This is a genomic window from Streptomyces sp. WP-1 (assembly GCF_030450125.1).
Classification (GTDB): domain Bacteria; phylum Actinomycetota; class Actinomycetes; order Streptomycetales; family Streptomycetaceae; genus Streptomyces; species Streptomyces incarnatus.
In genome coordinates this window covers 2,737,697-2,764,560 of the sequence record NZ_CP123923.1, presented here as the reverse complement: position 1 = coordinate 2,764,560, position 26,864 = coordinate 2,737,697, and the positions used below count along the sequence as shown (strand labels likewise).

The window sequence follows — 26,864 nt, the reverse complement described above, 5'->3', positions numbered from 1 at the left end:
CTCAGTCGACACCGAAACACCCCTCAAACGCTAGTTGTCTGACGACTTGCCACCCGAACGGGGGGCGCCGACCGTCGCGCCTGCCTTGACCGAACCGTCCTTGCCCGCACCCGGCGTCTCGAAGGACTCCAGTGCGTCCAGCACATCCTGGACGCGGGAGATCTCGGCGTTGATGTCCTCACGCCTGCGCACCAGGACCTCCAGCTCACGCTTGCCCTCCTCGACCGAGCGCCGCGCCTCCTGGATCGCCTCCGCCTTGAGTTCCTCGGCCTCCTTGACCAGCCGCGCCTTCTTCTGCTCGGCCTCCTTCAGCAGGCCCTCCGCCTTCTTGACGGCCGCGATGCGCACCTTGCCCGCCTCGGAGTCGGCGTCCGAGAGGATCTCCTTCGCCTTCGTCTGGGCCTTCTCCAGCTGCTCCTCGGCGGCCTTGATGAGCGCGTCGCAGCGGTCCCCGGTGGACTTCATCGTCTCGGCGGCCTCGCGGCGCGCCCGGGTGTGCAGCTCCTCGATCTCGGCGGTGACCCGCTCGCGCAGCTCCTCCGCCCGCTCCCGGATCGCGGTCGCGTCCCGGCGCGCGCCCACCAGCAGCTCGTCCGCGTCCGTCCGGGCCTTCTCCACCAGGGAGTTGCCCTCGATGGTCGACTCGGAGACGATCCGCTCGGCCTCGCTGCGGGCCGCGCCCACCATGGTGTCGGCCTGCGCCTCGGCGTCCGCCGTGGTCTGCTGCGCCTGCTGCTGCGCCTCGGTGAGCAGCTTGTCGGTCTCGGCCGTGGTCTCGCCGATGAGCTTGTCGACCTGCTCGGCCGCCTCCGAACGCCGCTTGTTGGCGTCCTTGCGGGCCTCGTCCAGCGTCCGCTCGGCCTCCTCGCGCGCCGTACCGAGCAGCCGCTCCGCCGCCGCCCGGGCGTCCGCCTCGACCCGCTCGGCCTCGGCCCGCGTCCGCTCGGCGTGCGCCTGCGCGGAACCCACCGTCTCGGCGGCCTCGGCCCGCAGCCGCTCCGCCTCCGTGGTGGCCTCGCCGACCAGCTGCTCGGCCGCGGCCCGCGCCTCGGCGCGCACCCGCTCGGCCTCGGCGACGGATTCCGCGCGCACCCGCTCGGCCTCGGTCACGGACTCCGTGCGGACCCGCTCGGCCTCCGCCACCGACTCCGTGCGGACCCGCTCGGCCTCGGCGGCGGTCTCCGTCTGGAGCCGCTCCGCCTCCGCGACCGTCTCCGTCTGGAGGAGCTCGGCCTCCTTGCGGGCCTCCGTGATGAGCGTGTCGGCCTGCGTCGCCGCGTCCGAACGGATGCGGTTGGCGTCCTCGCGGGCGTCCGCCCGGGTCCGCGCCGCCGCCTGGTCGGCCTCCGCCAGCGCGTCGGACGCCTCGGTGCGCACCCGCTGGGCGTACTCGCCCGCGTCCGAACGCAGCCGCTCGGCCTCCGCCGTCGCCTCCGCGAGGGTGCGCTCGGCCAGCTCCCGGGCCGCCTCGGACTCCTCCCGCGCCTCCTGCCGCATCCGCCCGGCATCCTCGCCGGCCCGCTCCCGCTCGGCGTGCGCGTCGGCCCGCAGCCGCTCGGCCTCCTCCTCGGCCTCCCGCTTCGTACGCTCCGCCGCGTGCTCCGCGGCCGAGCGCAGCCCGGCGATCTCCTCCTGCGCCTGCTCGTGCAGACCGGCCACGGAGTCCCGCACCTGCTGCGCGTGCTGCTCGGCGGCGGACACCATCTCACCGGACCGCCGCTCGGCCTCCTCGACCAGGCGGACCGCCTCGGCCTGCGCGTCCTCCACCCGCTTGCGCGCCGAGGCCAGCAGCTCCTCGCTCTGCTCACGGGCCCGCCGGCGCTCCTCGTCGGCCTCCTCGCGGGCCGCGCCCAGCAGCTCCTCGGCCTCGCGGCGGCGCCGGGCGGCCTCCTCCTGCGCGGCGGCCAGCGTCTCGGACGCCTCGGCGGCCAGCCGCTCGGCGGCGGACTGCGCCTCCGCGCGCACCCGGTCGGCGCTCTCCTGCGCCTCCGTCCTCAGCCGCTCCGCCTCGGCCGCGGCCTCGCCCCGCAGCCGTACGGCGACGGCCTCGCCCTCGGCGCGGGACGCGGACGCGTCGGCCGCCGCCTCGTCGCGCAGCCGCTCCGCCTCGGTCTCGGCCTGCTCCTGGAGCACCCGGATCCGCTCGGCGGCCTCGGTACGCAGCCGCTCGGCCTCCTCGGCGGCCTCCTTGCGGATCCGCCCGGCCTCCTCGCGGGCCTCGGTGAGCGCCTGCTCGGCCGAGGTGAGCCGTTCCTGCGCCTCGGTCCCGAGCCGGGTCAGCTCCTCGGCGGCCTCCGCGCGCCGCGCCTCGACCGCCTTGTCGGTCTCCTCGCGCAGCTCCAGGGCCGCCTTCTCGGCGTCCGCCTTGACGGACTCGGCCTGCTCGTCGGCCTCGGCGCGCAGCCGCTCGGCCTCCGCGCGGGCGCGCTCCAGGGTCTCCTCGGCCTGCCGGCGCAGCGCCGTGGCCCGCTCGATGGCCTCGGTGCGGACCTTCTCGCTGTCGGCGGTCGCCTTCTGCCGCAGCTCGTCGGCGTCCGCCTTGGCCTTGGCCAGCAGCTCCTCGGCGGACTTGGCCGCCTCCTCGATCTTGGTGACGGACTCCCGGCGGGCCTCCGCGCGGATCGACTCGCCCTCGGCCGCCGCGTCGGAGCGCAGCTGCTCGGCCTCGCCGCGCAGCCGGCGGGCCTCCTCCTGCAGCTCGACCGTCTTGGCCCGGTACTCCTCGGTGTCGTCCTTCGCCGCGCCCTTGAGCTGCTCGGCGATGTCGTGCGCCTCGGCGCGCAGCCGGTCCGCCTCGGCCTCGGCCTCCTTGCGGATCCGCTCGGCCTTCTCGGCGGCCGCCCTGGTGGTCTTCTGGGCGTCCTCCGACGCCTTGTTCAGGACCTCCTCGGCGGTCCTGGCCGCCTTGGACAGCTGGGTAGCGGTCTCCTCGGCGGTGGCCGCGCGGGCCTTCTCGGCGGCCTCGGCGAGGATCTTCTCCGCCTCCGCGCGCGCGTCCGCCACCAGCTGCTCGGCGTCCGAACGGGTGGCCTCGGCCTCCTTCGTCGCCTCCCCGACCAGCCGGGCCACCTGCTCCTTGGCGGTGCGGGTGCGCGTCTCGTTGGCGGCCTCGGCGCTCGCCAGCGTCTTGGCGGCGGCCTCCTCGGCCTCGGTGACCAGCTTCTCGGCCTCGGACTGCGCCTTGCGCAGCGCCTCCTCCGCCTCGGCCATCTGCTTCTCGGCGGCCCGGCTCAGCTCGCTCGCCTGCCGGCGGGCGGTGTCCGACTCGGTGGCCGTGGTGGTGCGCAGCCGCTCGGCGTGCTCGGTGGCCTCCTGCGCCTGCGTGGACGCCGCGTTCAGCAGCCGCTCCGCGTCGGTGCGGGCCCGGCGCAGGATCTGCTCGGCCTCCGCGCGGGCCTCCTCGGCCTCGCCGCGCAGCCGGTCCCGGGCCTCCCGCGTCAGCCGCTCGGCCTCCGCGCGGGCCGCGGCCATCGCCTGCTCGGCCTCCGCGCGCGACTCGTCGAGGAGCCGGCGGGCCTGCTGCTCGGTACGGGCCCGCAGCTGCTCCGCCCACGCCACGTTCTCGTTGACGTGCGACTCGACGGTCGCCCGGCGCTCGGCCAGCTCCTGGTCGAGCTGCTGGCGCCGGGTCACCGCCTCCTGGTGCAGCTCGGCCTGGAGCCGCGCGGCCTGCTCGGCGTGCTCCTGGAGGATCCGCTGGGTCTGCGCGCGGACCTGGCTCAGCTCGCGCTCGGCGTCCTGCCGCAGCTGCTCCGCCTGCATCTGGGCGTTGCGGAGCAACTGTTCGGCCTGGTAGCCGATGTCGCCGCCGTCGAAGGCGGGACGGGTCATCAGGGTGCGGCGCGCCTCGTGCAGCTTGGCGCGCAGCACCTCGACCTGGTAGCCGAGGTCCTCGGCGTGCTGGATCGCCTTCTCCCGCTCGGTCCTCAGCCGCTTCATATCGGCCTCGAACCGAGAGAGGTGGTCGACGTCGTCAGCCGCCGGCTCTCGCTCCTGGCTCTCGTAGCCCCGCACTGCGCGGTCCCATCCGTCCCCTGGTCAGCTTCTCCAACGAGCCACGTCCAACCGCCGAACGGGGCCCCCGGGGAAATGGTGTCAGATCAACGGCGGAGCACGGCCTGCTGCCCCGACGCACGTCCCCCGAAACCCGGACCCCGGCATGCGGCCGCCCCGGTTCGCGGGACGACCGCCCCCAACCCTACCGGCCCTTATGTACGGCGGTCAGTGCTCGGGAGACTCAACAGGCGCCGAAGTCACCAGTTCTGTGAGGACACCATGGCAGTCCTTGGGGTGCAGGAAGGTGATCCTGGAGCCCATGGAACCGCGTCGCGGCTCGTCGTAGAGCACCCGTACGCCCTTGCCCCGGATGTCCTCGGAGTCGGCGTCGACGTCCGCCGTGCCGAAGGCGATGTGATGCACGCCCTCGCCGTTCTTGGCCAGCCACTTGCCGACCGCGGAGTCCTCGCGGGTCGGCTCCAGGAGCTGGAGGTAGGAGGCGCCGCCGTCCGAGGTCTCGTTGATCTTGAGCATGGCCTCGCGCACGCCCTGTTCCTCGTTGACCTCGGTGTGGAACACCTCGAAGCCGTAGGTGGCCCGGTAGAACTCGACGGTGGCGTCGAGGTCGTGGCAGGCGATCCCGATGTGGTCGATTCGCGTCAGCATGGAATCAGTGCAGCGCCACCGCGGTGGTTACGCAACGTGCGCGCGATCACACCGACAGGGCGATGACGGCACTGAGTGACTCTCAGTACATTCGATGTAAACCCTCGTTCACTCCTCGGCTCTGCGTAGCTGGAAGGGGATCGCACCTCATGTCTTCTGGAACGAACAGCTCGGTGATCGTCGCGGGCGCCCGTACGCCCATGGGACGACTGCTGGGCTCCCTGAAGTCCTTCTCCGCGGCCGACCTCGGCGGTCTCGCGATCAAGGCCGCCCTGGACCGCGCGGGCATCGGCGGCGACCAGGTGCAGTACGTGATCATGGGCCAGGTGCTCCAGGCCGGCGCCGGCCAGATCCCGGCCCGCCAGGCCGCCGTCAAGGGCGGCATCCCGATGAGCGTCCCGGCCCTCACCGTCAACAAGGTGTGCCTCTCCGGGCTCGACGCGATCGCCCTGGCCGACCAGCTGATCCGCGCCGGCGAGTTCGACATCGTCGTGGCGGGCGGCATGGAGTCCATGACCAACGCGCCGCACCTGCTGCCCAAGTCCCGTGAGGGCTACAAGTACGGCTCGATCGAGATGATCGACTCGATGGCGCACGACGGTCTGACCGACTCGTTCGAGGCCATCGCCATGGGCGAGTCCACCGAGCACCACAACACCCGGCTCGGCATCGGCCGCCTCGCGCAGGACGAGATCGGCGCCCTGTCCCACCAGCGGGCCGCCGCCGCGCAGAAGAACGGCGTGTTCGAGGCGGAGATCACCCCCGTGGAGATCCCGCAGCGCAAGGGCGACCCGATCCTGTTCAGCAAGGACGAGGGCATCCGCGCCGACACCACCGTGGAGACCCTGGGCAAGCTGCGCCCGTCCTTCACCAAGGACGGCACCATCACCGCCGGCACCTCCTCGCAGATCTCCGACGGCGCCGCCGCCGTGGTCGTGATGAGCAAGGCCAAGGCGGAGGAGCTGGGCCTGCAGTGGCTCGCCGAGATCGGCGCGCACGGCAATGTGGCGGGCCCGGACAACTCGCTGCACTCCCAGCCGTCCAACGCGATCCGCAACGCCCTCAAGAAGGAGGGCAAGGAGGTCGCCGACCTCGATCTGATCGAGATCAACGAGGCGTTCGCCTCCGTCACCGTGCAGTCAATGAAGGACCTCGGTGTGTCCACGGAAAAGGTGAACGTCAACGGCGGCGCGATCGCGCTCGGCCACCCGATCGGCATGTCCGGCGCCCGCCTCGTGCTCCACTTGGCGCTGGAGCTCAAGCGCCGGGGCGGCGGCCTCGGCGCGGCCGCGCTGTGCGGTGGCGGCGGTCAGGGTGACGCGCTGATCGTGCGGGTACCGAAGGCCTGAGCCCTTCCGTCGGGTCGGTGAAGTGAACGGAGCTGTGCGATGCAGGACGTCTCCTCTCTGGTGGACCGGGCCAGGGAAGGCGGGCCCCGGGCGGTGGCCCGGCTGATCTCCCTGGTGGAGGGGGCGTCCCCGCAGCTCAGGGAGGTCATGGCGGCGCTGGCCCCGCTGACCGGCAACGCGTATGTGGTGGGCCTGACCGGCTCACCGGGCGTCGGCAAGTCGACCTCCACCTCCGCGCTCGTCACGGCGTACCGCAAGCAGGGCAAGCGGGTCGGCGTCCTGGCCGTCGACCCGTCCTCGCCCTTCTCCGGCGGCGCCCTGCTCGGCGATCGCGTACGCATGTCGGACCACGCCTCCGACCCCGGCGTCTACATCCGCTCCATGGCGACCCGGGGCCACCTCGGCGGCCTCGCCTGGTCCGCCCCGCAGGCGATCCGCGTCCTGGACGCGGCGGGCTGCGACGTGGTCCTGGTCGAGACGGTGGGCGTGGGCCAGTCCGAGGTGGAGATCGCCGCCCAGGCGGACACCAGCGTGGTGCTGCTGGCCCCGGGCATGGGCGACGGCATCCAGGCCGCCAAGGCGGGCATCCTGGAGATCGGCGACGTCTACGTCGTCAACAAGGCGGACCGGGACGGCGCGGACGCCACCGCCCGCGAGCTGAACCACATGCTGGGCCTCGGCGCGGCCCGGGGACCGGGCGACTGGCGGCCCCCGATCGTGAAGACGGTCGCCTCCCGCGCCGAGGGCGTGGACGAGGTGGTCGAGGCGCTGGAGAAGCACCGCGCCTGGATGGAGGAGCACGGGGTGCTCACCGAACGCCGGCGCGCCCGCGCGGCCCGCGAGGTGGAGACCATCGCGGTCACGGCCCTGCGTGAGCGCATCGGGGACCTGCACGGCGACCGGCGCCTCAGCGCCCTCGCGGAGCGGATCGTCGCGGGCGAACTCGATCCGTACCGCGCGGCCGACGAGCTGGTGGCGGAGATCACGAAGGGCTGAGCCTGGCCGGCTCCGGTCGCCTGCGGCTAACTTGTCGCCATGTTCCTCCTCCTGGCATAGGGCCGGCCCCGCACGCGGCGCCGTGACCGTTCCGGCGCCCGCGTGCCTCGCCATGCCCTTTTCCCGCCTCCGCCGGAGGAACTTCCCGCATGTCCACGCATGCTCCCGCGCGGCCTTCGTACGCCGCCGTGCTGCGCCTTCCGGGCGCCCGCCGCGCCTTCGCCGCGGCCCTGACCGCCCGCCTCTCCTACGGCATCGTGTCCCTCGCGGTGCTGTTGTCCGTCAGCCGCGCCACCGGCTCCTACGCCGTCTCCGGGACGGTGATGTCCCTGTTCGGCGCCGCGTCGGTCTTCCTGATGCCGGTGCGCGGCGCCCTGATCGACCGGCACGGGCCGCGCCGCGCCCTCGCCCCCATGGCGCTCGTGTACGGCGCCCTGCTGACCCTGCTCGCCGCCCTGACCTGGCGCCCCGGTGCGCCGGTGGCCCCGCTCGCGCTCGTCGCGGCGCTCGCCGGCGCGTGCACGCCCCCGCTGGGGCCGACGATGCGCGCGCTGTGGGCCGAACTCGTCCCCGACCGGCACCTGTTGCAGCGTGCCTACAGCCTCGACGGCGTCGCCGAGGAACTGCTCTACGTCTCCGGGCCCGTCCTGGTCGGCGTCCTGACCGGGTTTGCCCCGCCGGCCGCCGGGATCCTGCTCAGCGCGCTGCTGATCGTGGGCGGTACGGCGGTGTTCGCGGCGTCACCGGTGATGCCGGGTCCACGGCCCGCCGTCCGGGGCGCGCGGCGGGGGAGCGGGTCCGGTCCGCTCGCCCCCGCCGTCGTCGCCCTCGGCGTCGGGCTGACCCTCAGCGGGGTGGACCTGCTGACCATGGCCTACGCCTCCGCGTACGCGTACGACACCGCTCTCGTGCCGTGGGTCCTGGGGGCGCTGTCGGCGGGCAGCGCGCTGGGGGGTCTCGTGAACGGGGCGGTGCGGTGGACGGCCCCCGCCCGGACACGGCTGCTCCGCTTCTCGGTGGCGCTGGGCCTGGTCGTCGCGGTGGCGGGTCTCGCGCCCGATCTGTGGGTGCTCACCGCCGCGCTGGCCCTCGCCGGGGTCTTCTTCGCGCCGACCCTGACGACGGCGTACCTCGCGGCCGACGAGTCCGTGCCCGCCGAGGCCCGTACGCGGGCCGGGGCGTGGGTCAACACGGGGGTGAACGCGGGCAGTTCGTCGGGAGCGCTGGCGACCGGGTTGCTGATCGGCCGGCTGCCGCTGGGCGTCTGCTTCCTGGTGGCGGGATCGATGGCCCTGGCATCCGCCGCGGCGGCCGGGGCCGGTGGTGCCCTGCGGGCCCGTCGCGGCTGATCGCACGGTTCCCCGCGCCCCTTTCGGGGCCGCGGGGAACCGCGTAACCGCTCTAGGGGCGCCCCCGCTGGCCCCGCAGGTGTTCCGCGATCGGCTTCAGGGCCTTGTCCAGCTCCACCAGGGCCTCCGGTGAGAGCAGGTCGATGAAGTGCCGCCGCACCGAGGACACATGGTGCGGCGCCACCTTCTTCATCGTCTCCATGCCGTGCTCCGTGAGCACCGCGTACAGCCCCCGCCGATCCGATTCACAGTTCTCGCGGCGCACCAGGTCCGCGTTCTCCATCCGCGTGATCTGGTGCGAGAGTCGGCTCTTGGACTGCAGCGTCGCGGAGGCGAGGTCGCTCATCCGCATCCGCACGTCCTCCGACTCGGACAGGTTCACGAGGATCTCGTAATCGTTCATCGTCAGGCCGAACGGCTGCAGATCCTTCTCCAGCTGGTACGTCAACAGCCTGTTGACCTCCAGGTGGGTGCGCCAGGCGCACTGCTCCGCATCGGTCAGCCAGCGCGTGGCCGTCTCGGTCTCCATGAATGAAGTCTACCTAAGAAGTTGAATGGCGAACTACTTCGGGTGGTGTGACTGTGCGCACGCGTTCGACGTCACACTCCGCAGACTACCGCTCACAGCCCGAAGCGACGCTGGAGGTCCCCCAGCTGTCCGGGAAGGCGCGGTGCACCGGGCGGTTGCGGACCGTGTCCGGGCCGCCCCGGTGCGCCACCGCCCGGAGTCCCCGGATCGGACGGTACGACCCCCGTGTCGGCCTCCGCCATCAGAGTCTCCGAGGACTGGAGCAGCACCGTCCCGGCACCCACGAACTCGAACTGGTGCTCCTCCCCGGAAACCCCGCCCAGGCCCGTCATTGCACGGAGTCCGCCCAGTACACCGGTCAGGTACCCGTGGTCGTAGTGATGGCACGGGGAGGGGCAGTCGGCCCAGCCGACGAGTGCCTGGGGATCCACCCTGAGGGGAGGCTCCATGAACACCACCGGACCGTTGGACGCGGCCACGAATCTTCCGGTTCCGAGGAGGGTCAGAAAACCCGGCACGATCGATTGTTTGAGCGCAAGACTTGGCTGAAAAGCGAGCAGATTGCCCGCGCGAATGGTCAAGTTCCCGTCGTCCAGGTCGTACGAGTTGACGTCGAAGGCCCGGTCGGCGAGCAGCATCTTGCCCGAGCCGCTCGCCACGACCCAGTCGCTCGCGTGCAGTGGCGAATGGAACGAGGTGCGCACCAGATGGTCGAGCCGGCCGTGCCCGATGCCGTTGAACTCGATCGCCCCGTAGTAGGCGATCATCTTCCCCTTCTGGAGGAACCACTGGCCGTCCTTGAGTTCGACGCAGAACGTGTAGCTGTTCACGTTGTCGTCGACGGGCAGGGTCATCGGGTCGTACACCACCGGGCCGCCGGGACCGCCGGTGCCGTCGGTGCCTGAGTACGCGCTCACAGCTTCTCCTCCGAGGCCTGGACGTACACCGTGCCGCTGCCGCTCAGCTCCAGCTGGAACGCCTCGCCGGAGCCGCGGCCCACCATCTCGCGCCAGCCGAGCGCCGCGGACAGCCTGTTGCGGACGTCGCCGTGGTGGGCGACATAGGCCTGCGGGTCCACATGCACCGGGCGGCCGGGGGCGATCGGCAGCTCGAAGACGCCGCCGTGCGCCATCACGGCGACCGCGCCCTGGCCCTGGAGGGTGGTGGTGAACAGGCCCTGGCCGGTGACCTGGCCGCGCACCAGGCCCATCACCCCGCCCTGCGAGCCCATGAACATCGTGCCCTGGCGCAGCGTGCCCTCGAAGGCGAGCAGGCGGTCGGCCTCCACGTACAGGGTGTCGCCGGTGAGGTGGATGACATGGACGTGATGGCCGCCGTGCCCGAAGAACACCGTGCCGCTGCCCTCGACGGTCATCAGCGGGGTCGCCTCGCCACTCACCCGGCGCCCCAGCATGGACATCACCCCGCCCTGGCCGCCCTGGATGTCGGGCGTGAAGGACACGTCCCCCCGGTAGGCCAGCATCGCCCCGCGCTGGCTGAACAGCCGCTGCCCGGGGACCACCGTGGCCTCGACCATCTTGGAGTTGATCTCTCGGAAGGTCATCTCACAGGTCCCCCGCGATCGTGTTCCGCTCGCTCGGCTGCACATAGACCAGGCCGTCCCCCTCGAAGCGGATCTGGAAGGCCTCGCCGCCGCCCTCCCCGAGGAAGGTGCGGAACGTCACACCGGACTGGAAGGACTGCCGGACATCGCCCTGATGGGCGATGTAGGCGCCCGGGTCGACGGTCAGCGGGTACGGGGGACTGACCCGCAGCGCGATCGCCGGACCGTCGGACATGATCGCCGCCTGGCCGTGCCCCTCCACCGTCGTGGTGAACAGACCATTGCCCTGGGAGGCGCCGCGCAGCCCGGTGAACGTCGTGCCCGTACGCAGCGCCGCGTCCGTCACCAGCAGGTTGCTGGACTCCACGTACAGCTTCTCGCCCCGCAGGCGCACCAGGTTGATCTCGGTCGCCCGGTCGGCGAACCAGCAGGTCCCATGCCCCTTCACCTCCATCACCGCCATCTGCTCACCGGTGAGCCGGCGGGTCACCATCCCGCGCAGCCCGTCCCCACCCCCGGTGAGTTTCTTGAACGACATCTGCCCGTCGTACGCGACCATCGAGCCGTTCTTCGCCTTCACGGCGTCCCCGGTCAACTCGACGGCGAGCACCTTGCTGCCCTGCAATCGCAACATCGCCACGCTGGGAACGTAGCGGCAGCGCGGGTGGACCGAACAGCACCCGGGGGTGGAGCCACACCCTGAGCGGACCCCCAGGGGCGCGGTTTGCCACAATGGCGGAACGCTTGTGCGTGCGTTCACAAACCGGTAGCCCCCGACGGCGCTCCGTAACCGCCGGACCGGCGGCCGCCACTCCTCGCAACTCCCACCGAAGGTGACCCGTGGACATCAAGACCGCCACCGCCATCCGCCGCCTGCGCCTCGTCTCCGCACCCGAGGCCGTGTCCTTCATCGTCCTGCTCGTCTGCTCGGTGCTGAAGCGGACCACGGACTTCAACGCGGTGCCCGTGATGGGCGCGATCCACGGTGTCCTGTTCGTCCTGTACGTGCTCTTCTGGGCCGACGCCTGGAACCGCGCCAAGTGGAGCCTCGGCACCGCCGCCCTCTACTTCGTCCTCTCCGTGCTGCCCACCGGAGGCTTCTTCGCCGAGCGCAAGCTGCGCCGCGAGGCCGAGGACGCCGTGATCGCCGCCCGTGCCCGCAAGGAAGAGGCCGTGAACGCATGATCGTCGCCTTCTCCGTGACGCCCCTCGGTGTCGGCGAGGACGTCGGGGAGTACGTCGCCGACGCCGTCCGCGTGGTCCGCGAGTCCGGCCTGCCGAACCGCACCGACGCCATGTTCACCTCGATCGAGGGCGAGAGCTGGGACGAGGTCATGGACGTCGTCCGGCGCGCCGTCGCCGCCGTCGAAGCGCGCGCCCCGCGCGTCTCCCTCGTCCTCAAGGCCGACATCCGGCCCGGTGTCACCGACGGCCTCACCTCCAAGGTGGAGACGGTCGAACGCCACCTGGCCGACCAGTAGTTTTGAGCGACCGCTCAAAGGGAAGTACCTTCTCCTCGAAGATCCTTTGAGCGGTCGCTCAAACGGCGGCCTGACGTGGGGGAACACCATGGGTCTCTATACGGAGACACACATACGCGCCGACCTCGACCGGGTGTGGGCGCACACCCAGGACCCCGTCCTGCACCGGCGCTGGTACCTGCTCGTCACCGAGCTCCACCACCTCCCGAGCGCCCCCGGCGAGCCGCGCCCCTTCCGCTTCACCGCGCGCCTGCCCCCCTTCCTCACCCTCTCCGGCACCGGCGTCTCGGCCGGCGAGAAGGAACGCCCCGACGGCACCCGCGCCTCCGCCCTGTGCTTCTCCTCCACGCACCCCCTCGGCCTGATCGCCGAGGGCAGCGGCTACTGGCGCTACGTCCCCGACGACCGGGGCGTGCGCTTCCTCACCGGCTACGACTACCGCCCCCGCGGCGGAGCCCTCGGCGCCGCCGCCGACCGCCTGCTGGTGCGCCCGCTGCTCGACTGGGCCACCGCCTGGTCCTTCGACCGGCTGCGGCTCTGGCTGGAGCGTGGCATCACCCCCGAGCGCGCCCTGCGCAACTGGCTCGCCGAGATCGTCGTACGCGTCCTGCTGCTCGCCGCGTGCCTCGGCGGGCTGCGCCTGGAGCGGCTGACGCGCCTGTTCGGATCGTTCGCCGCCGCCATGGCCTACCTGTGCCCGGTGCTGCTGCTCGCCGCGGTCTGCCTCGCCCTGTTCAAGTCGCCGCTCGGCTGCACCCCGGCCGCCCGCCGCTGCCTGCGCGCCCCCGCCACCCGGATCCGGGCGCCGCGGCTGCTGCGCACCCTCCAGAAGCGCCTGGAGGCACCCGCGTGAGCCCCGAGACGCCGAAGGCCCGGGAGACCAAGACCAGGCTGCTGGAGGGCGCCCTGCGCACGCTCACCGAGCAGGGCATCGCCAAGACCTCGGCCCGTACGGTGGCCGCGGCGGCCGGCGTCAACCAGGCGCTGGTCTTCTACCACTTCGGCACGGTGGACGAGCTGCTCGCGGCGGCCTGCCGGTACGGCGCGGAGCAGGCGGTCGCCCGCTACCGCGAACGGCTCGCCGCGGTCGCCTCCCTGTCCGAACTGCTCGCCGTCGCCCGGGAGATCCATCAGCGCGAGCGGGACGGCGGCCATGTCGCCCTCCTCGGCCAGCTGCTCGCCGGCGCCCCCACGCACGCGGCGCTCGGGCCCGCGACGGCGGCGGGACTGCGGCTGTGGATCGTCGAGATCGAACAGGTGCTCGGCCGGCTGCTCGCCGCGACCCCGGTCGCCGAGTTCGTCGACCCGGCGGGGCTTGCGCGGGCGGTGGCCGCGTCGTTCGTGGGGATCGAGCTGTACGAGGGGGTCGACGCGCAGGGCGCGGAGGCGGCGCTGGGCGCGCTGGACCAGCTGGCCGCGCTGGTGGCCGCGCTGGAGGAGCTGGGGCCGGTGGCGCAGCGGGCCGTACGGCATCGCCTGCGGCGGGCCGGGCGGTGACGGCGGCGGCCCGGTGCCGGTGCGGGAGCGGGAGTGGGTGCGATTGCGGTTGCGGTGCGGGAGCCGGGAGGAAATGGCCCTCGGTGGCCGAAAGGTGAGACGGAGCTGACCGGCATATGACCGGCCGGTAGGGTCTGATGACGTGCCGAAGCCTCTCAGCCTCCCGTTCGACCCCATCGCCCGCGCCGACGAGCTGTGGCAGCAGCGCTGGGGCAACGTGCCGTCCATGGCCGCGATCACCTCGATCATGCGCGCCCAGCAGATCCTGCTCGCCGAGGTGGACGCGGTGGTCAAGCCGTACGGGCTGACGTTCGCCCGCTACGAGGCGCTGGTGCTGCTCACCTTCTCCAAGGCCGGCGAGCTGCCGATGTCCAAGATCGGCGAGCGGCTCATGGTGCATCCCACGTCCGTGACGAACACCGTCGACCGGCTGGTGAAGTCGGGCCTGGTCGCCAAGCGGCCCAACCCCGACGACGGGCGCGGCACCCTCGCCGTGATCACCGACAAGGGCCGCGAGGTGGTCGACGCGGCCTCCCGCGATCTCATGGCGATGGACTTCGGTCTCGGCGCGTACGACGCGGAGGAGTGCCGGGAGATCTTCGCGATGTTCCGCCCGCTGCGGGTCGCGGCGCTGGACTTCGACGAGGGGTGACCCCCGCCAAGATCTCCCGGAACGGGTGGTTACGCTCGACTCCATGAAGAAAAGCGTGCTGACCCGCTACCGCGTCATGGCCTACACCACCGGTGTCCTGCTGGTGCTCCTGTGCCTGAGCATGATCGCGAAGTACGGGCTGGACATCAGCGGCGCGGCCGACGTGACCCGTGCCGTCGCCATCGCCCACGGCTGGCTGTACGTGGTCTACCTGGTCTTCGCCTTCGACCTGGGCTCCAAGGCGAAGTGGCCGGTCGGCAAGCAGCTGTGGGTGCTGCTCGCGGGCACCATCCCGACCGCCGCGTTCTTCGTGGAGCGGAAGATCAGCCGGGAGCTGGACGGCAAGATCGCCGGCCGTACCCCGGCCGTCGCCGAGGCGTAGGCTCCGCCGCGCTCTTCGGGTCGCAGCCGCCGTACCCCCCCGTACGGCGGCTTTGCCGTCGACATTTACTAGGACGTCCAAGTAAATTCGATGGTATGGACGCTCACGCCATCGAGGAGGGCCGCCGGCGCTGGCAGGCCCGATACGACGCCGCGCGCAAGCGTGACGCCGACTTCTCCACGCTCTCCGGGGACCCGGTGGAGCCGGTGTACGGGCCGCGGCCCGGGGACACGTACGAGGGATTCGAGCGGATCGGCTGGCCGGGGGAGTACCCGTTCACCCGGGGCCTGTACGCGACCGGCTACCGGGGGCGCGCCTGGACCATCCGGCAGTTCGCCGGGTTCGGCAGCGCCGAGCAGACCAACGAGCGCTACAAGATGATCCTCGCGGCGGGCGGCGGCGGGCTGTCCGTGGCGTTCGACATGCCCACGCTGATGGGCCGGGACTCGGACGATCCTTGCTCGCTCGGCGAGGTCGGGCACTGCGGGGTCGCGATCGACTCGGCCGCCGACATGGAGGTCCTGTTCCGGGACATCCCGCTCGGCGAGGTCACCACCTCGATGACGATCAGCGGGCCCGCCGTGCCCGTGTTCTGCATGTACCTGGTCGCGGCCGAGCGGCAGGGCGTGGATCCCTCGGTCCTCAACGGCACGCTCCAGACGGACATCTTCAAGGAGTACATCGCCCAGAAGGAGTGGCTCTTCCGGCCGGAGCCGCATCTGCGGCTGATCGGCGACCTCATGGAGTACTGCGCGGCCGGCATCCCCGCCTACAAGCCGCTGTCGGTCTCCGGGTACCACATCCGGGAGGCGGGGGCGACGGCCGCGCAGGAGCTGGCGTACACGCTCGCGGACGGGTTCGGGTACGTCGAGCTGGGGATGAGCCGGGGCCTGGACGTCGATGTGTTCGCGCCCGGCCTGTCGTTCTTCTTCGACGCCCATGTGGATTTCTTCGAGGAGATCGCCAAGTTCCGTGCGGCGCGGCGGATCTGGGCGCGGTGGCTGCGGGACGTGTACGGGGCGCGGAGCGAGAAGGCGCAGTGGCTGCGGTTCCACACACAGACCGCCGGGGTCTCGCTGACCGCGCAGCAGCCGTACAACAACGTGGTGCGCACGGCGGTGGAGGCGCTGGCCGCGGTGCTCGGCGGGACGAACTCGCTGCACACCAACGCCCTGGACGAGACGCTGGCGCTGCCCAGTGAGCGGGCGGCGGAGATCGCGCTGCGCACCCAGCAGGTGCTGATGGAGGAGACCGGAATCGCGTCGGTGGCGGATCCGCTGGGGGGCTCCTGGTACGTCGAGCAGCTGACCGACCGGATCGAGGCGGACGCGGAGAAGATCTTCGAGCGGATCAGGGAGCGGGGGCTGGCGGCCCGTCCGGACGGGCGGCATCCCATCGGGCCGATGACCTCCGGGATCCTGCGGGGGATCGAGGACGGCTGGTTCACCGGGGAGATCGCCGAGTCCGCCTTCCGCTACCAGCAGGCCCTGGAGAAGGGCGAGAAGAAGGTGGTGGGCGTCAACGCGCACACCGGTTCCGTCACCGGCGAACTGGAGATCCTGCGCGTCGGCCACGAGGTGGAACGGGCCCAGGTCCGACTCCTCGGTGAGCGCAGGGCGGCCCGCGACGAGACCGCCGTACGCGCCTCCCTCACCACCCTCCTCGCCGCCGCCCGCGACGGCTCCGACATGATCGAACCGATGCTCTCCGCGGCCCGCGCCGAGGCGACCCTGGGCGAGATCTGCGGGGTGCTGCGCGACGAATGGGGCGCGTACACGGAACCGGCGGGGTTCTGACGGGGGCCGAGCCCGGCTGGGCTTCGAGGTGGGCTCTGTGGCCGGGTCGGTCATCGGGCGGAAGCGGGGCGGGATTCGAGTGGGATCCCCGGGGGCCGGTCCCCTCCGGCCGTCGGCCCCTGGTGGGCTCGTGCGGGTGCCGCTGGCGCGGGGCTGGACTCGTTGCCACGGGGCCGGAGCGGGGACCGGAGACGGCCGTGCCCGGCGAGCCGGCAGGTATCGGCCTGGACGAGTGGGCCGGTGCGGGTGCCGTCGGGCTCCGCGACCGGTTCGGGGTCGGACATCGGGCCCCGGCGGGGCGGGATTCCCGGAGGTTCTCGGCCACGGCCGCCCCGGTGGGCCGACAGGGGGCCGGCCCGTTCGTGCCCGGTCCCCTTACGCCGGGGCCGACAGGCCCAGCAGCAGGACTCTGATGAAGCTTCGGATCCAGGGGGCGTCGGCTGGTTTGCCGCTGACCAGGGTGCGGTGGACGACGGCGCCGGCGACCATGTCGAAGGTCAGGTCGATGGTGCGGGCGGTTTCCTCGGGGTCGGATTCCGGGGGGAGTTCGCCGCGGGCCTGGGCGCGTGAGCGGCCCTCGACCACCAGGCGTTTCTGGCGTTCCACGACCGAGGCGCGGATGCGTTCGCGCAGGGGCTCGTCGCGGGTCGACTCGGCGACCACCGCCATCAGCCCGCTGCGGCACTCGGGGCGGTCCAGGAGCGCCGCGAACTGGACGACCACGCCCTCGATGTCGGCGGCCAGGCTGCCCGCGTCCGGCAGCCGCAGCTCGTCGAAGAGTTCCGCGACCGCGTCGACGACCAGCTCGTTCTTGCCGGCCCAGCGGCGGTACAGCGTGGTCTTCGCGACCCCCGCGCGCATCGCCACGTCCTGGAGCGTGAGCTTGGACCAGCCCAGCTCCACCAGCGCCTCCCGGGTCGCGGCCAGGATCGCGGCGTCCGCGGCGGCGCTGCGCGGACGCCCGGGACGGCTGGCGGGGGTGCGGCTCTGCATCCCCCGACCATAACCGGCCGGTGGCGGCCGGATTCGTGGCGTCGTGAGGGAGATCACCGGAACGCGGTGTCGCGGGACCCCTCATTGCCATTACGCTACGGGTCGTAGCGAAAGCTCGCGACGGACGTACGCGGGCAGAACGGCACGGCGCGGGTGGGGACCCGGCGCCGGACATCGACGCTTTTTTCTTCAGACGCGGGATCGGGGGAGGATAGACGCATGCAGCCACGGAACATGTCCATGAGCGGCGTGGTCGACCTCGCCGCGGTGAAGGCGGCCCAGGAGGCCAAGGCCAAGGCCGAGCAGGCGCGCGCCGAAGCGGCCCGGCAGGGCGGCACGGGTGCCGTCTCCCCGGCCGATCTCGTCATCGACGTCGATGAGGCGGGCTTCGAGCGCGAGGTTCTCCAGCGCTCCGCCGAGGTGCCCGTCGTCATCGACTTCTGGGCCGAGTGGTGTCAGCCCTGCAAGCAGCTGAGCCCGGTCCTGGAGCGACTGGCCGTCGAGTACGCCGGCCGCTTCCTCCTCGCCAAGATCGACGTCGACGCCAACCAGATGTTGATGCAGCAGTTCGGGGTGCAGGGCATCCCGGCGGTGTTCGCCGTCGTGGCGGGCCAGGCCCTGCCCCTGTTCCAGGGGACGGCCGCCGAGGAGCAGATCCGCGGGACCCTCGACCAGCTGGTGCAGGTCGCCGAGGAGCGCTTCGGTCTGACCGGCCTGACCGTCGACCCGGACGCGCAGCCGGGCGGCGCCGGCGCGGGCGCCGAGGCCCCGGTCGGCCCGTACGAGTCGCTCCTGAACGCGGCCGCCCAGGCCCTGGACGCCGGCGACCTGGACGGCGCGGTCACCGCCTACCGGAACGTGCTGGCCGACGACCCGGCCCACCCCGAGGCCAAACTCGGTCTCGCGCAGGCCGAGTTGCTGCGCCGGGTGCAGGGTATGGATCCGCAGAAGGTGCGCCGGGAGGCGGCCGAGCGGCCCCAGGACGCGGACGCGCAGATCGCCGCCGCGGACCTGGATCTGGTGGGCGGTCATGTCGAGGACGCCTTCGGGCGGTTGACCGAGACCGTGCGGCGCACGGCGGGTGACGACCGGGACGCGGTGCGACGCCGGCTCCTGGAACTGTTCGAGGTCGTGGGCTCCGAGGACCCCCGGGTGATCGGTGCTCGCAGGGCGCTCGCGCGGGCGCTTTTCTGACCGGTCGCTGAACGCCACGGCCCGTGACGCCGGGGTGAGAGGTTCGCCGACAAGGCGTTGAGGCCGCTCCGCTTTGCCAAATCTTGGCAATCGGGGCGGCTGTTACTCCGAGTAAATCAAAGCCGTTGATCTGTCTGGTTTCGTACAGAGATCAACGGCTTTGCTCTGCCCTGTGTTGCGACGGAGTGTCGCGCTCCGGGATCACGCGGTCGTTTCTCGGTTATCCGCCCGTTACTAGCCAGTAACGAACCCCCTTGTGCGGGCGGCCAATTTGCACCACGATCGGCGACGCTCGGTCCATTCCCGTACCCCGGCATCCGGTCGGGGCGAGGGAGACTCTGGGTCCCCACCGAGCAGGGCCGGCGGCAGTGGCGCCGGCTCTGGGGCAGGGGGGTCTTCGCCGGCCGGCGAAGCCTGTCCAGCAAGGTTGTGCGTGATGTGTGTCAGGCGCGACCAGTGGTTGTCGCTCGGGGGTGATCGCCGGTGATTCGGGCGCTTGTGCGCCTGCGAGTACGGGCGCTCTCCTTCCCGAGGACGTAGCACTTCTCCCATCCCTGCCCGGCTGAGCCGCCGTACGTGGGCGAGTCCGGGCCAGGAGATGTACGTCCGAGAAGGAGGAAATATGGAGTCCCAGGTGCGTGGCGGGACCAGATGGAAGCGGTTCGCTGTGGTCATGGTGCCCAGCGTCGCCGCCACGGCGTGTATAGGCGTCGCCCTCGCTCAGGGTGCGCTGGCCGCGTCGTTCAGCGTGTCGGGTCAGTCGTTCAAGGTGACCGCCGACAAGCTGGTCGGTCAGGGCTTCGAGCAGTACGGCGCGCTCGACAACGGCTACACCCTCAGTGGTGACCAGACGACCCACCCGGTCGCGGTCTCGGCCTTCAAGTCGGCCCAGATCACGAACATGTGCCAGTCGGTCGTCACGCCGAACATCCCGGTGCTCGGCTCCGTCAGCCTCGTGCTGAAGGCGGGTGCGGACAAGCCGGTCGAGGCCGACCAGCTGTACATCGACGTCGACGACCTGAACGCCGACGCCACCTTCAACAACATCGACATCGGTGTTGCCGCCAAGGACGCCGCCAAGGGTCCGGGCATGAAGGGCGGCAAGGAGCAGTCCAACCCGTTCGGCTTCGCGCAGCAGGCCGACTCGGCCACGCTGACCGGTGTGAAGCAGACGGCGTGGGCGACCACGGCCGGCACCTTCAAGCTCAGTGGTCTGCACATGTCCGTGCAGGCGGGCACGCACGAGTGCTACTAGGCACTCGTTGACGGGCGGGGGAGCCGACGGCGCCCCCGCCCGCGCCACATCCGCCGCGTCTTCACACGTGGCACACGTCATCACCACAGCAATGCCGCACCAGGGAGCTGTTTTCCATGAGCGCCGAGACCCCTGCCGCCGAATCCGGCCAGTTCGACATCCGGAGGCAGCAGTTCCGCGCCTGGCGGGGCGCGCGGCCGTTCTGGGCAGGTCTGTTCGTCTTGCTCGGCGGCTTTCCGATCATGTACTTCCCGTACGCCCACCTCCAGCTGGGACACCTGACGCTGGCGATGGCGACCACCGCGGGGGCGGGATCCCTGATCATCGGTGTGCTGCTCGTCGTGCTGGGGGTCAGCCTCTGGTTCCAGAAGCATGTGCGGACCTTCGCGGGAGTCGCCGCGATCCTGCTGGCACTGGTGTCCCTGCCCGTGTCCAACTTCGGCGGATTCGTCTTCGGCTTCCTGTTCGCCCTCATCGGCGGAGCGATGGCCGTGGCGTGGGCGCCGGGCGAGCCCGCCGTACCGGAGCCGGGGGCCGGTGAGGCCGTCCCGGGCGCGGGCGGCACACCCGGGTCCGTGCCGCTGCCCGGCCAGGGCACCGACGGTGTGTACGAGCCGAACGACCTGTCAGGAACGAGCCCGGCCAACGGGGCGAACGGGAGGCACAGTGCCGGCTGACGAGGTGAGCCGCGGGAGCGATGCGGACGAGTCCCGCGGGAGAACCGGAGCCCGCCACGCGGCCCCCAGGAAGCCGCTGTTCACCAGGTTCCACATGCCGGCCGGCAAGGCCATAGCCACCGTGGCGATGCCGACGGCCGTGCTCATGGGCATGGGCTTCACCTCCACGCTCGCCCTCGCGGCGGGCAACGGCGGCGGCCCGGCCTCCTCGCCCGCGGCCAAGAGCCTGACGGCGGACGAGTACAAGGACTGCGTCAAGGCGCTGGACGACAGCAAGAACCCCTCGTCCTCGCCGTCGCCCTCGGCCACCGGCTCCACCGGGGCGCCGACGCCGACGTCCTCGCCGAGCGGTGACGCGGGCAAGGACACGGCCGGGGACACGGCCAAGGACACCTCGAAGGACCCCTCGCCGTCGTCCAAGGACACGGGCTCGGACCCGGGTTCGGGCTCCACGGGCGGGACCGCGCCGAAGCCGACCGAGACCTCCGGCTCGGGCTCCGGCTCCGGTTCGGGCGCCGGCTCCGGTACGACGACCCCGAGCACGTCGCCGAGCCGGAGCAGCGGCGGCGGACTCCTCGGCACCATCGGCGACACGATCGGCGACATCCTCACCGGCGGCAGGCATGACACCGCCACGCCGTCCGCGAGCGCCACGCCCTCGGCGAGCCCCTCGCCGTCCGCGTCCGGCTCCACGTCGTCGTCCGGCGCGAAGCCGTCCGGCACCGTCAAGGACACGGCCTCCAAGGCCGCCAAGACGGTCGGGGACACGGTGAGGAACACCACCGGCACGGTCTCCGGGGCGGCCGACGGCGCGGGCAAGGCGGTCGACAGCGCGGGCAAGGCGGTCAAGGACGCGGCGGACTCGGCGACCCCGAGCCCGTCCACGAGCCCGTCCACCGGCGCGAGCCCCTCCGCCGAGGACTGCCCGGCGGCCACCACCGACGAGGGTGGCGTCGACAACCCGGTGCCGGTGGCGAACGACCCCTGGTACCTCCAGGCCAGCTCGCTGCTGCTCAAGGGCGCCGACTACCAGGGCGTCGTCGAGGTGCGGACGGCGGGCGGCACCACCAAGAAGGTGCTGAAGTACGTCATCTCCGACGGCACCGACATCGGCGACCTGCACCAGACCGTGCACGACTCGCTGTCCGGCAAGACCTACCACGTCCAGGCGTCCAAGGGCTCGACGTCGACCATCCGCGACGGCAAGACCGTGATGTACACCGAGTCGATCTCGGGCAACCTCTTCGGTCTGATCCCCATGACCTTCAGCCCCGACAGCCCGCCCCCGCTGAACCTCCCGCTGATCTACTTCACCAGCGTGAAGGTGACCCAGGCCGCCCAGTTCGGCGGCGATCTGCACGTGCCCGGGATGCATGTGTACACGACCGGCTGACCGGTCCCCCAGACCCGTCCGGGAGCCGCAACACCACGGAGGGCGCCCCCTGTTCGCAGGGGGCGCCCTCCGCGCCGTTCAAGGCCCGTGCGGGCCGCGTCAGTTGTCGGTGCCCAGGTGGTGCACCCGGATCATGTTGGTGGTGCCGGGGACACCGGGGGGCGAGCCGGCCGTGATGACCACGGTGGCGCCCTTCTCGAAGCGGGCCAGCTTCGCCAGCTCCTGGTCCACCTGGTCGACCATGTCGTCGGTGGTGTTCACGAACGGCACCACGTACGGCTCCACGCCCCAGCTCAGCGTGAGCTGGTTGCGGGTGGACTCCTCGGTGGTGAAGGCGAGGATCGGCTGGGCGGCGCGATAGCGCGACAGGCGGCGCGCGGTGTCACCGGACTGGGTGAACGCCACCAGGCCCCGGCCGCCGAGGAAGTCGGCGATCTCGCAGGCCGCGCGGGCCACCGAACCGCCCTGCGTGCGCGGCTTCTTGCCCGGCACCAGCGGCTGCAGGCCCTTGGAGAGCAGCTCCTGCTCGGCGGCCTGGACGATCTTCGACATGGTCTTGACCGTCTCGACCGGGTAGGCGCCCACCGAGGACTCGGCGGACAGCATCACCGCGTCGGCGCCGTCCAGGATCGCGTTGGCCACGTCGGAGGCCTCGGCGCGGGTCGGCCGGGAGTTGGTGATCATCGACTCCATCATCTGGGTCGCCACGATCACCGGCTTGGCGTTGCGCCGGCACAGCTCGATCAGGCGCTTCTGCACCATCGGGACCTTTTCGAGCGGGTACTCCACCGCGAGGTCACCGCGGGCCACCATCACCGCGTCGAACGCGTCGACGACGTCCTGCATGTTCTCCACCGCCTGCGGCTTCTCCACCTTGGCGATGACCGGGACCCGGCGGCCCTCCTCGTCCATGACGCGGTGCACGTCCTGGACGTCCTTGGCGTCCCGCACGAAGGACAGCGCGACCATGTCGCAGCCCATGCGCAGCGCGAACCGCAGGTCCTCGACGTCCTTCTCGCTCAGCGCGGGCACGTTGACGGCCGCGCCGGGCAGGTTGATGCCCTTGTGGTCGGAGACGACACCGCCCTCGATCACGATCGTCCGCACCTGGGGGCCCGCCACGTCCACGACCTTCAGCTCGACGTTGCCGTCGTTGATCAGGATCTGGTCGCCGCGCCCGACATCGCCCGGCAGCCCCTTGTACGTCGTCCCGCAGATGTGCCGGTCGCCGGGCACGTCCTCGGTGGTGATGACGAACTCGTCGCCGCGCCGCAGCTCGACCGGGCCCTCGGCGAAGGTCTCCAGGCGGATCTTCGGACCCTGGAGGTCGGCGAGGACACCGATGGGCCGGCCGGTCTCCTTGGCGGCGGCCCGGACGCGGTCGTACCGCGCCTGGTGCTCGGCGTGGGAGCCGTGGCTGAAGTTGAAGCGGGCCACGTTCATGCCCGCCTCGATCATGGCGACGAGCTTCTCGTGGGAGTCGACCGCGGGGCCGAGAGTACAGACGATTTTCGAACGGCGCATGGGGCGATCCTATCGGTTTGTTTCGCTACGGAATATTCCGTCTGGCGGAAGATACAAATGAGAGGCGGCCTGCTCAGGTGCTGCTCAATTGCTCTTTCCGACCAGTGCGTAGGTCTGCGTCGCGATCTCCAGTTCTTCATCCGTCGGCACCACGGCCACGGCCACCCGCGCGGACGCGGGCGAAATCAGCCGCGCCCCGTCGCCGCGCACGGAGTTCAGCTCCGGGTCGACCGCCGCGCCCAGCCCCTCCAGGCCCGCGATCGCCGCTTGGCGCACGGGCGCCGCGTTCTCCCCGACCCCGGCGGTGAACGCGATCGCGTCCACCTTCCCGAGCACGGCGTAATAGGCGCCGATGTACTTCTTGAGCCGGTGAATGTAAATGTCGAAGGCGAGAGCGGCTTCCTCGTCGCCCTCGTCGATCCGGCGGCGGATCTCCCGCATGTCGTTGTCCCCGCACAGACCGAACAAGCCGCTCCTCTTGTTGAGAAGAGTGTCGATCTCGTCCATGGACATTCCGCCGACCCGTGCCAAATGGAAGATGACGGCGGGATCCAGATCACCGGAGCGCGTACCCATCACCAGCCCCTCCAAAGGCGTGAGTCCCATGGAGGTGTCCACGCACCGGCCCCTCTCCACCGCGGACGCGGAGGCGCCGTTGCCGAGGTGCAGCACGATCACATTGACCTCGGCGGGGTCCTTGCCCAGCAGCCGGGCCGTCTCGCGGGACACGTAGGCGTGCGAGGTGCCGTGGAAGCCGTAGCGGCGCACCCGGTAGCGGTCCGCGATCTTCGGGTCGATCGCGTAGCGCGCCGCCGACTCCGGCATCGTGGTGTGGAACGCGGTGTCGAACACGGCGACCTGCGGCAGGTCGGGGCGCAGCGCGCGGGCGGTGCGGATGCCGGTCAGGTTGGCCGGGTTGTGCAGCGGGGCGACCGGGATCAGCCGCTCGATCTCGGTGATCACCTCGTCGTCCACGACGGTGGGCTCGGTGAAGAACATCCCGCCGTGCACCACCCGGTGCCCGATCGCCAGCAGGTCGGGCGAGTCGAGGCCGATGCCGTCGCGGGCCAGTTCCCCGGCGACCGCCTTGAGCGCGGCGTCGTGGTCGGCGATCGGGCCGTTCTGCTCACGGGTCTCACCGGTGCCGACGCAGGTGTGCTTGAGCCGGGAGGTCTGCTCGCCGATCCGCTCGACCAGGCCGAGGGCGAGCCGGCTCGCGTCCCGCATGTCGAGCAGCTGGTACTTCAGCGACGAGGAGCCGGAGTTGAGGACGAGGACACGGGTCGCGGTCACGGTGCGGGCACGCTTTCTGCTCGGTCTGCTTCCGCTCGGTCTGCGGAGGTCTGGGCCTGGATGGCGGTGATGGCGACGGTGGTCACGATGTCCGGCACCAAAGCGCCCCGGGACAGGTCGTTGACCGGCTTGTTCAGCCCCTGGAGGACCGGGCCGACGGCGATCGCGCCGGCCGAGCGCTGCACGGCCTTGTAGGTGTTGTTGCCGGTGTTGAGGTCCGGGAAGATCAGCACCGTGGCCTGCCCGGCGACCTCGGAGCCCGGCAGCTTGGTCGCGGCGACCGTGGGCTCCACGGCGGCGTCGTACTGGATCGGCCCCTCGATCTTCAGATCGGGCCTGCGGGCGCGCACCAGCTCGGTGGCCGCGCGCACCTTGTCGACGTCGGCGCCGGTGCCGGAGGTGCCGGTGGAGTACGACAGCATCGCGATCCGCGGCTCCACACCGAACCGGGCCGCCGTACCGGCCGACTGGACGGCGATGTCGGCCAGCTGCTCGGCGTCCGGGTCGGGGTTGACCGCGCAGTCGCCGTAGACCAGCACCTTGTCGGCCAGGCACATGAAGAACACCGAGGAGACGATCGCGGCCTCCGGGCGCGTCTTGATGATCTCGAAGGCCGGCCGGATGGTGGCCGCCGTGGAGTGCACCGAGCCGGAGACCATGCCGTCGGCCAGGCCCTCCTCGACCATCAGGGTGCCGAAGTAGTTCACGTCCGTGACGACGTCGTACGCCAGCTCCACCGTGACGCCCTTGTGGGCGCGCAGGGCCGCGTACTTCTCGGCGAAGCCGTCGCGCAGCTCGGAGGTGGCCGGGTCGATCAGCTGGGTGTCGCCGAGGTCGATGCCCAGGTCGGCGGCCTTCTTGCGGATCTGGTCGGCGGGCCCGAGCAGGGTCAGGTCGCACACGCCCCGGCGCATCAGCACCTCGGCCGCGTGCAGCACCCGCTCCTCGGTGCCCTCCGGGAGCACCACCCGGCGCCGGTCGGCGCGGGCCCGGTCGAGGAGCTTGTGCTCGAACATCATCGGGGTGACACGGTCGCCGCTGGGCGCCGAGATGAGGCTCGCCAGCTCTGCGGTGTCGACATGGCGTTCGAACAGGCCGAGCGCGGTCTCCGCCTTGCGCGGGGTGGCCGCCGTCATCCGGCCCTCCAGCGAGAACAGCCGCTCGGCGGTGGGGAAGCTGTTGCCGCGCACCGACAGGACCGGGGTGCCCGGGGCGAGCCGGGCGGCCAGCGTGAGGATCTCCTGGCTCGGCACCTCGTCCAGGGTGAGCAGCATGCCGGCTATCGGCGGGGTGCCGGCGCTGTGCGCGGCCAGCGCGCCGACGACCAGGTCCGCGCGGTCCCCGGGGGTGATGACCACGCAGCCCGGGGTCAGGGCGGTCAGCAGGTTCGGCAGCATGGCGCCGCCGAAGACGAAGCCGAGGACGTCCCGGGCGAGCCCGGAGTCGTCGCCGAGCAGCACCCGGGCGTCCAGGGCCTGGGCGATCTGCGCGATGGTCGGCGCGGACAGGGCCGGCTCGTCGGGCAGCACGTAGCAGGGCACCGGCAGCCGGGAGGCCAGGCGCTCGGCGAGCTCGTCGCGGTCTTCGCGGGCGACCCGGTTGGCGATCATGGCGAGGACGTCGCAGCCCAGGCCGTGGTAGGCGCGGTAGGCGTTGCGGACCTCCGCGCGCACCGACTCGGCGTTCTGGCCGCGGCCGCCGACGACCGGCAGCACGGAGGCGCCGAACTCGTTGGCCAGGCGGGCGTTGAGGGCCAGCTCGTCCGGGAGCTGGGTGGCGGCGAAGTCGGTGCCGAGGACCAGGACCACGTCGTAGTCGCGGGCCAGCGCGTGGAAGCGGTCGACGAGGGTGGAGACCAGTTCGTCGGTGCCCTGCTCGGCCTGGATCGCGGACGCCTCCCGGTAGTCCATGCCGATCACGGTCGCCGGGTCCTGGGAGAGGCGATAGCGCGCCCGCAGCAGCTCGAACAGCCGGTCGGGGCCGTCGTGCACGAGCGGGCGGAAGACGCCCACCCGGTCGACCTGCCGGGTCAGCAGTTCCATGACCCCCAGCTCCGCGACCTGGCGGCCGTCGCCGCGGTCGATGCCGGTCAGGTACACGCTGCGCGTCACGTGTCCACTCCGTTTCTGATGTCGCCGTCGATGGGTCGGCATAAAAATCGCCCACCAGGGTGAGCGGAACCCTCTTGACAGTACCCCTCTGCCGGGATAAGGCGCCCGTCAGGATCCCGGGGCTGCCCCGCGGACGTGAAAGAATCGGGGCAGGCTCACGCACGGAC

The 26,864-nt window shown here is 71.7% G+C and carries 24 protein-coding genes; 14 read left to right on the top strand and 10 right to left on the bottom strand.

Annotated elements, in window-relative coordinates:
• Positions 1–30 precede the first annotated feature (30 nt).
• Positions 31–4,014 carry a polarized growth protein Scy gene (scy, locus tag QHG49_RS11660; protein WP_301489305.1) on the bottom strand — a complete coding sequence of 1,328 codons (3,984 nt, stop codon included), beginning with the start codon at positions 4,012–4,014 and terminating at the stop codon, positions 31–33.
• A 207-nt stretch (positions 4,015–4,221) separates the two neighbouring features.
• Complete coding sequence (gene mce, locus QHG49_RS11655) at positions 4,222–4,662, bottom strand: methylmalonyl-CoA epimerase (RefSeq protein WP_037656464.1); 441 nt, start codon at positions 4,660–4,662, stop codon at positions 4,222–4,224.
• A gap of 149 nt (positions 4,663–4,811) precedes the next feature.
• On the opposite strand from mce, the gene QHG49_RS11650 reads away from it, so the two are divergent.
• The 3 genes from QHG49_RS11650 (at position 4,812) to QHG49_RS11640 (ending at position 8,356) form a co-directional block, all read left to right on the top strand.
• Positions 4,812–6,011 carry an acetyl-CoA C-acetyltransferase gene (locus QHG49_RS11650; RefSeq protein ID WP_301489300.1) on the top strand — a complete coding sequence of 400 codons (1,200 nt, stop codon included), beginning with the start codon at positions 4,812–4,814 and terminating at the stop codon, positions 6,009–6,011.
• Positions 6,012–6,050: 39 nt separating this feature from the next.
• On the top strand, positions 6,051–7,007 hold the full coding sequence (gene meaB, locus QHG49_RS11645; protein ID WP_145491098.1) for a methylmalonyl Co-A mutase-associated GTPase MeaB: 957 nt from the start codon (positions 6,051–6,053) through the stop codon (positions 7,005–7,007).
• 149 nt (positions 7,008–7,156) lie between these two features.
• Positions 7,157–8,356 (top strand): MFS transporter, encoded by a 1,200-nt coding sequence (locus QHG49_RS11640; RefSeq protein ID WP_301489298.1) that lies wholly within the window; start codon positions 7,157–7,159, stop codon positions 8,354–8,356.
• 52 nt (positions 8,357–8,408) lie between these two features.
• On the opposite strand, the gene QHG49_RS11635 is transcribed toward QHG49_RS11640, so the two are convergent.
• From QHG49_RS11635 to QHG49_RS11620, 4 genes are all read right to left on the bottom strand, one after another.
• Positions 8,409–8,885: a MarR family winged helix-turn-helix transcriptional regulator gene (locus tag QHG49_RS11635; protein ID WP_046424311.1), complete on the bottom strand. Its 477-nt coding sequence runs from the start codon at positions 8,883–8,885 to the stop codon at positions 8,409–8,411.
• Between the two features lie 92 nt (positions 8,886–8,977).
• Complete coding sequence (locus QHG49_RS11630; protein ID WP_301492755.1) at positions 8,978–9,739, bottom strand: AIM24 family protein; 762 nt, start codon at positions 9,737–9,739, stop codon at positions 8,978–8,980.
• A 59-nt stretch (positions 9,740–9,798) separates the two neighbouring features.
• Positions 9,799–10,449, bottom strand: coding sequence for an AIM24 family protein (locus QHG49_RS11625; RefSeq protein WP_145491093.1), 651 nt, complete (start codon positions 10,447–10,449; stop codon positions 9,799–9,801).
• Position 10,450: 1 nt separating this feature from the next.
• The gene (locus QHG49_RS11620) at positions 10,451–11,083 is read right to left on the bottom strand and encodes an AIM24 family protein (RefSeq protein WP_159708575.1); all 633 of its coding nucleotides are present in this window, start codon (positions 11,081–11,083) and stop codon (positions 10,451–10,453) included.
• A gap of 206 nt (positions 11,084–11,289) precedes the next feature.
• On the opposite strand from QHG49_RS11620, the gene QHG49_RS11615 reads away from it, so the two are divergent.
• The 7 genes from QHG49_RS11615 to QHG49_RS11585 all read left to right on the top strand — a co-directional run bounded on the left by QHG49_RS11615 (position 11,290) and on the right by QHG49_RS11585 (position 16,257).
• Positions 11,290–11,634, top strand: a complete 345-nt coding sequence (locus QHG49_RS11615) for a DUF3817 domain-containing protein (RefSeq protein WP_159705080.1) — start codon at positions 11,290–11,292, stop codon at positions 11,632–11,634.
• Positions 11,631–11,930: an MTH1187 family thiamine-binding protein gene (locus QHG49_RS11610; protein WP_301489290.1), complete on the top strand. Its 300-nt coding sequence runs from the start codon at positions 11,631–11,633 to the stop codon at positions 11,928–11,930. The genes QHG49_RS11615 and QHG49_RS11610 overlap by 4 nt, the downstream gene beginning before the upstream one ends.
• An 88-nt stretch (positions 11,931–12,018) precedes the next feature.
• Positions 12,019–12,783 (top strand): hypothetical protein, encoded by a 765-nt coding sequence (locus tag QHG49_RS11605; RefSeq protein ID WP_301489288.1) that lies wholly within the window; start codon positions 12,019–12,021, stop codon positions 12,781–12,783.
• Positions 12,780–13,427 (top strand): TetR/AcrR family transcriptional regulator, encoded by a 648-nt coding sequence (locus QHG49_RS11600; protein WP_301489286.1) that lies wholly within the window; start codon positions 12,780–12,782, stop codon positions 13,425–13,427. Before QHG49_RS11605 ends, QHG49_RS11600 begins: the two co-directional genes overlap by 4 nt.
• A gap of 142 nt (positions 13,428–13,569) precedes the next feature.
• Positions 13,570–14,079, top strand: a complete 510-nt coding sequence (locus QHG49_RS11595; RefSeq protein ID WP_145491079.1) for a MarR family winged helix-turn-helix transcriptional regulator — start codon at positions 13,570–13,572, stop codon at positions 14,077–14,079.
• A 43-nt stretch (positions 14,080–14,122) separates the two neighbouring features.
• On the top strand, positions 14,123–14,461 hold the full coding sequence (locus tag QHG49_RS11590) for a DUF3817 domain-containing protein (protein ID WP_159705086.1): 339 nt from the start codon (positions 14,123–14,125) through the stop codon (positions 14,459–14,461).
• 95 nt (positions 14,462–14,556) lie between these two features.
• Positions 14,557–16,257: a methylmalonyl-CoA mutase gene (locus QHG49_RS11585; RefSeq protein WP_301489283.1), complete on the top strand. Its 1,701-nt coding sequence runs from the start codon at positions 14,557–14,559 to the stop codon at positions 16,255–16,257.
• Between the two features lie 375 nt (positions 16,258–16,632).
• Here the strand turns inward: QHG49_RS11585 and QHG49_RS11580 are convergent, their stop codons facing one another.
• On the bottom strand, positions 16,633–17,250 hold the full coding sequence (locus tag QHG49_RS11580) for a TetR/AcrR family transcriptional regulator (protein ID WP_301489281.1): 618 nt from the start codon (positions 17,248–17,250) through the stop codon (positions 16,633–16,635).
• A 219-nt stretch (positions 17,251–17,469) separates the two neighbouring features.
• Here QHG49_RS11580 and QHG49_RS11575 point away from each other — a divergent pair, with 219 nt between their 5' ends.
• From QHG49_RS11575 to QHG49_RS11560, 4 genes are all read left to right on the top strand, one after another.
• On the top strand, positions 17,470–18,444 hold the full coding sequence (locus QHG49_RS11575; RefSeq protein ID WP_145491069.1) for a tetratricopeptide repeat protein: 975 nt from the start codon (positions 17,470–17,472) through the stop codon (positions 18,442–18,444).
• 622 nt (positions 18,445–19,066) lie between these two features.
• Complete coding sequence (locus tag QHG49_RS11570; RefSeq protein WP_159705095.1) at positions 19,067–19,699, top strand: DUF6230 family protein; 633 nt, start codon at positions 19,067–19,069, stop codon at positions 19,697–19,699.
• A gap of 116 nt (positions 19,700–19,815) precedes the next feature.
• Positions 19,816–20,376 (top strand): DUF6114 domain-containing protein, encoded by a 561-nt coding sequence (locus QHG49_RS11565; RefSeq protein WP_301489277.1) that lies wholly within the window; start codon positions 19,816–19,818, stop codon positions 20,374–20,376.
• Positions 20,366–21,769 carry a hypothetical protein gene (locus QHG49_RS11560; protein ID WP_301489276.1) on the top strand — a complete coding sequence of 468 codons (1,404 nt, stop codon included), beginning with the start codon at positions 20,366–20,368 and terminating at the stop codon, positions 21,767–21,769. The genes QHG49_RS11565 and QHG49_RS11560 overlap by 11 nt, the downstream gene beginning before the upstream one ends.
• 99 nt (positions 21,770–21,868) lie before the next feature.
• On the opposite strand, the gene pyk is transcribed toward QHG49_RS11560, so the two are convergent.
• From pyk to pta, 3 genes are all read right to left on the bottom strand, one after another.
• The gene (gene pyk, locus QHG49_RS11555) at positions 21,869–23,293 is read right to left on the bottom strand and encodes a pyruvate kinase (protein WP_145491058.1); all 1,425 of its coding nucleotides are present in this window, start codon (positions 23,291–23,293) and stop codon (positions 21,869–21,871) included.
• Between the two features lie 84 nt (positions 23,294–23,377).
• Positions 23,378–24,586 carry an acetate kinase gene (locus QHG49_RS11550; protein WP_301489272.1) on the bottom strand — a complete coding sequence of 403 codons (1,209 nt, stop codon included), beginning with the start codon at positions 24,584–24,586 and terminating at the stop codon, positions 23,378–23,380.
• Positions 24,583–26,697, bottom strand: coding sequence for a phosphate acetyltransferase (gene pta, locus QHG49_RS11545; RefSeq protein ID WP_301489269.1), 2,115 nt, complete (start codon positions 26,695–26,697; stop codon positions 24,583–24,585). Before pta ends, QHG49_RS11550 begins: the two co-directional genes overlap by 4 nt.
• Positions 26,698–26,864 lie beyond the last annotated feature (167 nt).

Coding starts and splice junctions, on each gene's coding strand:
- mce (WP_037656464.1), bottom strand. CDS start 4,662: ATGCTGACGCGAATCGACCACATCGGGATCGCCTGCCACGACCTCGAC.
- QHG49_RS11650 (WP_301489300.1), top strand. CDS start 4,812: ATGTCTTCTGGAACGAACAGCTCGGTGATCGTCGCGGGCGCCCGTACG.
- meaB (WP_145491098.1), top strand. CDS start 6,051: ATGCAGGACGTCTCCTCTCTGGTGGACCGGGCCAGGGAAGGCGGGCCC.
- QHG49_RS11640 (WP_301489298.1), top strand. CDS start 7,157: ATGTCCACGCATGCTCCCGCGCGGCCTTCGTACGCCGCCGTGCTGCGC.
- QHG49_RS11635 (WP_046424311.1), bottom strand. CDS start 8,885: ATGGAGACCGAGACGGCCACGCGCTGGCTGACCGATGCGGAGCAGTGC.
- QHG49_RS11630 (WP_301492755.1), bottom strand. CDS start 9,739: ATGACCCTGCCCGTCGACGACAACGTGAACAGCTACACGTTCTGCGTC.
- QHG49_RS11625 (WP_145491093.1), bottom strand. CDS start 10,449: ATGACCTTCCGAGAGATCAACTCCAAGATGGTCGAGGCCACGGTGGTC.
- QHG49_RS11620 (WP_159708575.1), bottom strand. CDS start 11,083: ATGTTGCGATTGCAGGGCAGCAAGGTGCTCGCCGTCGAGTTGACCGGG.
- QHG49_RS11610 (WP_301489290.1), top strand. CDS start 11,631: ATGATCGTCGCCTTCTCCGTGACGCCCCTCGGTGTCGGCGAGGACGTC.
- QHG49_RS11605 (WP_301489288.1), top strand. CDS start 12,019: ATGGGTCTCTATACGGAGACACACATACGCGCCGACCTCGACCGGGTG.
- QHG49_RS11590 (WP_159705086.1), top strand. CDS start 14,123: ATGAAGAAAAGCGTGCTGACCCGCTACCGCGTCATGGCCTACACCACC.
- QHG49_RS11585 (WP_301489283.1), top strand. CDS start 14,557: ATGGACGCTCACGCCATCGAGGAGGGCCGCCGGCGCTGGCAGGCCCGA.
- QHG49_RS11580 (WP_301489281.1), bottom strand. CDS start 17,250: ATGCAGAGCCGCACCCCCGCCAGCCGTCCCGGGCGTCCGCGCAGCGCC.
- QHG49_RS11575 (WP_145491069.1), top strand. CDS start 17,470: ATGCAGCCACGGAACATGTCCATGAGCGGCGTGGTCGACCTCGCCGCG.
- QHG49_RS11570 (WP_159705095.1), top strand. CDS start 19,067: ATGGAGTCCCAGGTGCGTGGCGGGACCAGATGGAAGCGGTTCGCTGTG.
- QHG49_RS11565 (WP_301489277.1), top strand. CDS start 19,816: ATGAGCGCCGAGACCCCTGCCGCCGAATCCGGCCAGTTCGACATCCGG.
- pyk (WP_145491058.1), bottom strand. CDS start 23,293: ATGCGCCGTTCGAAAATCGTCTGTACTCTCGGCCCCGCGGTCGACTCC.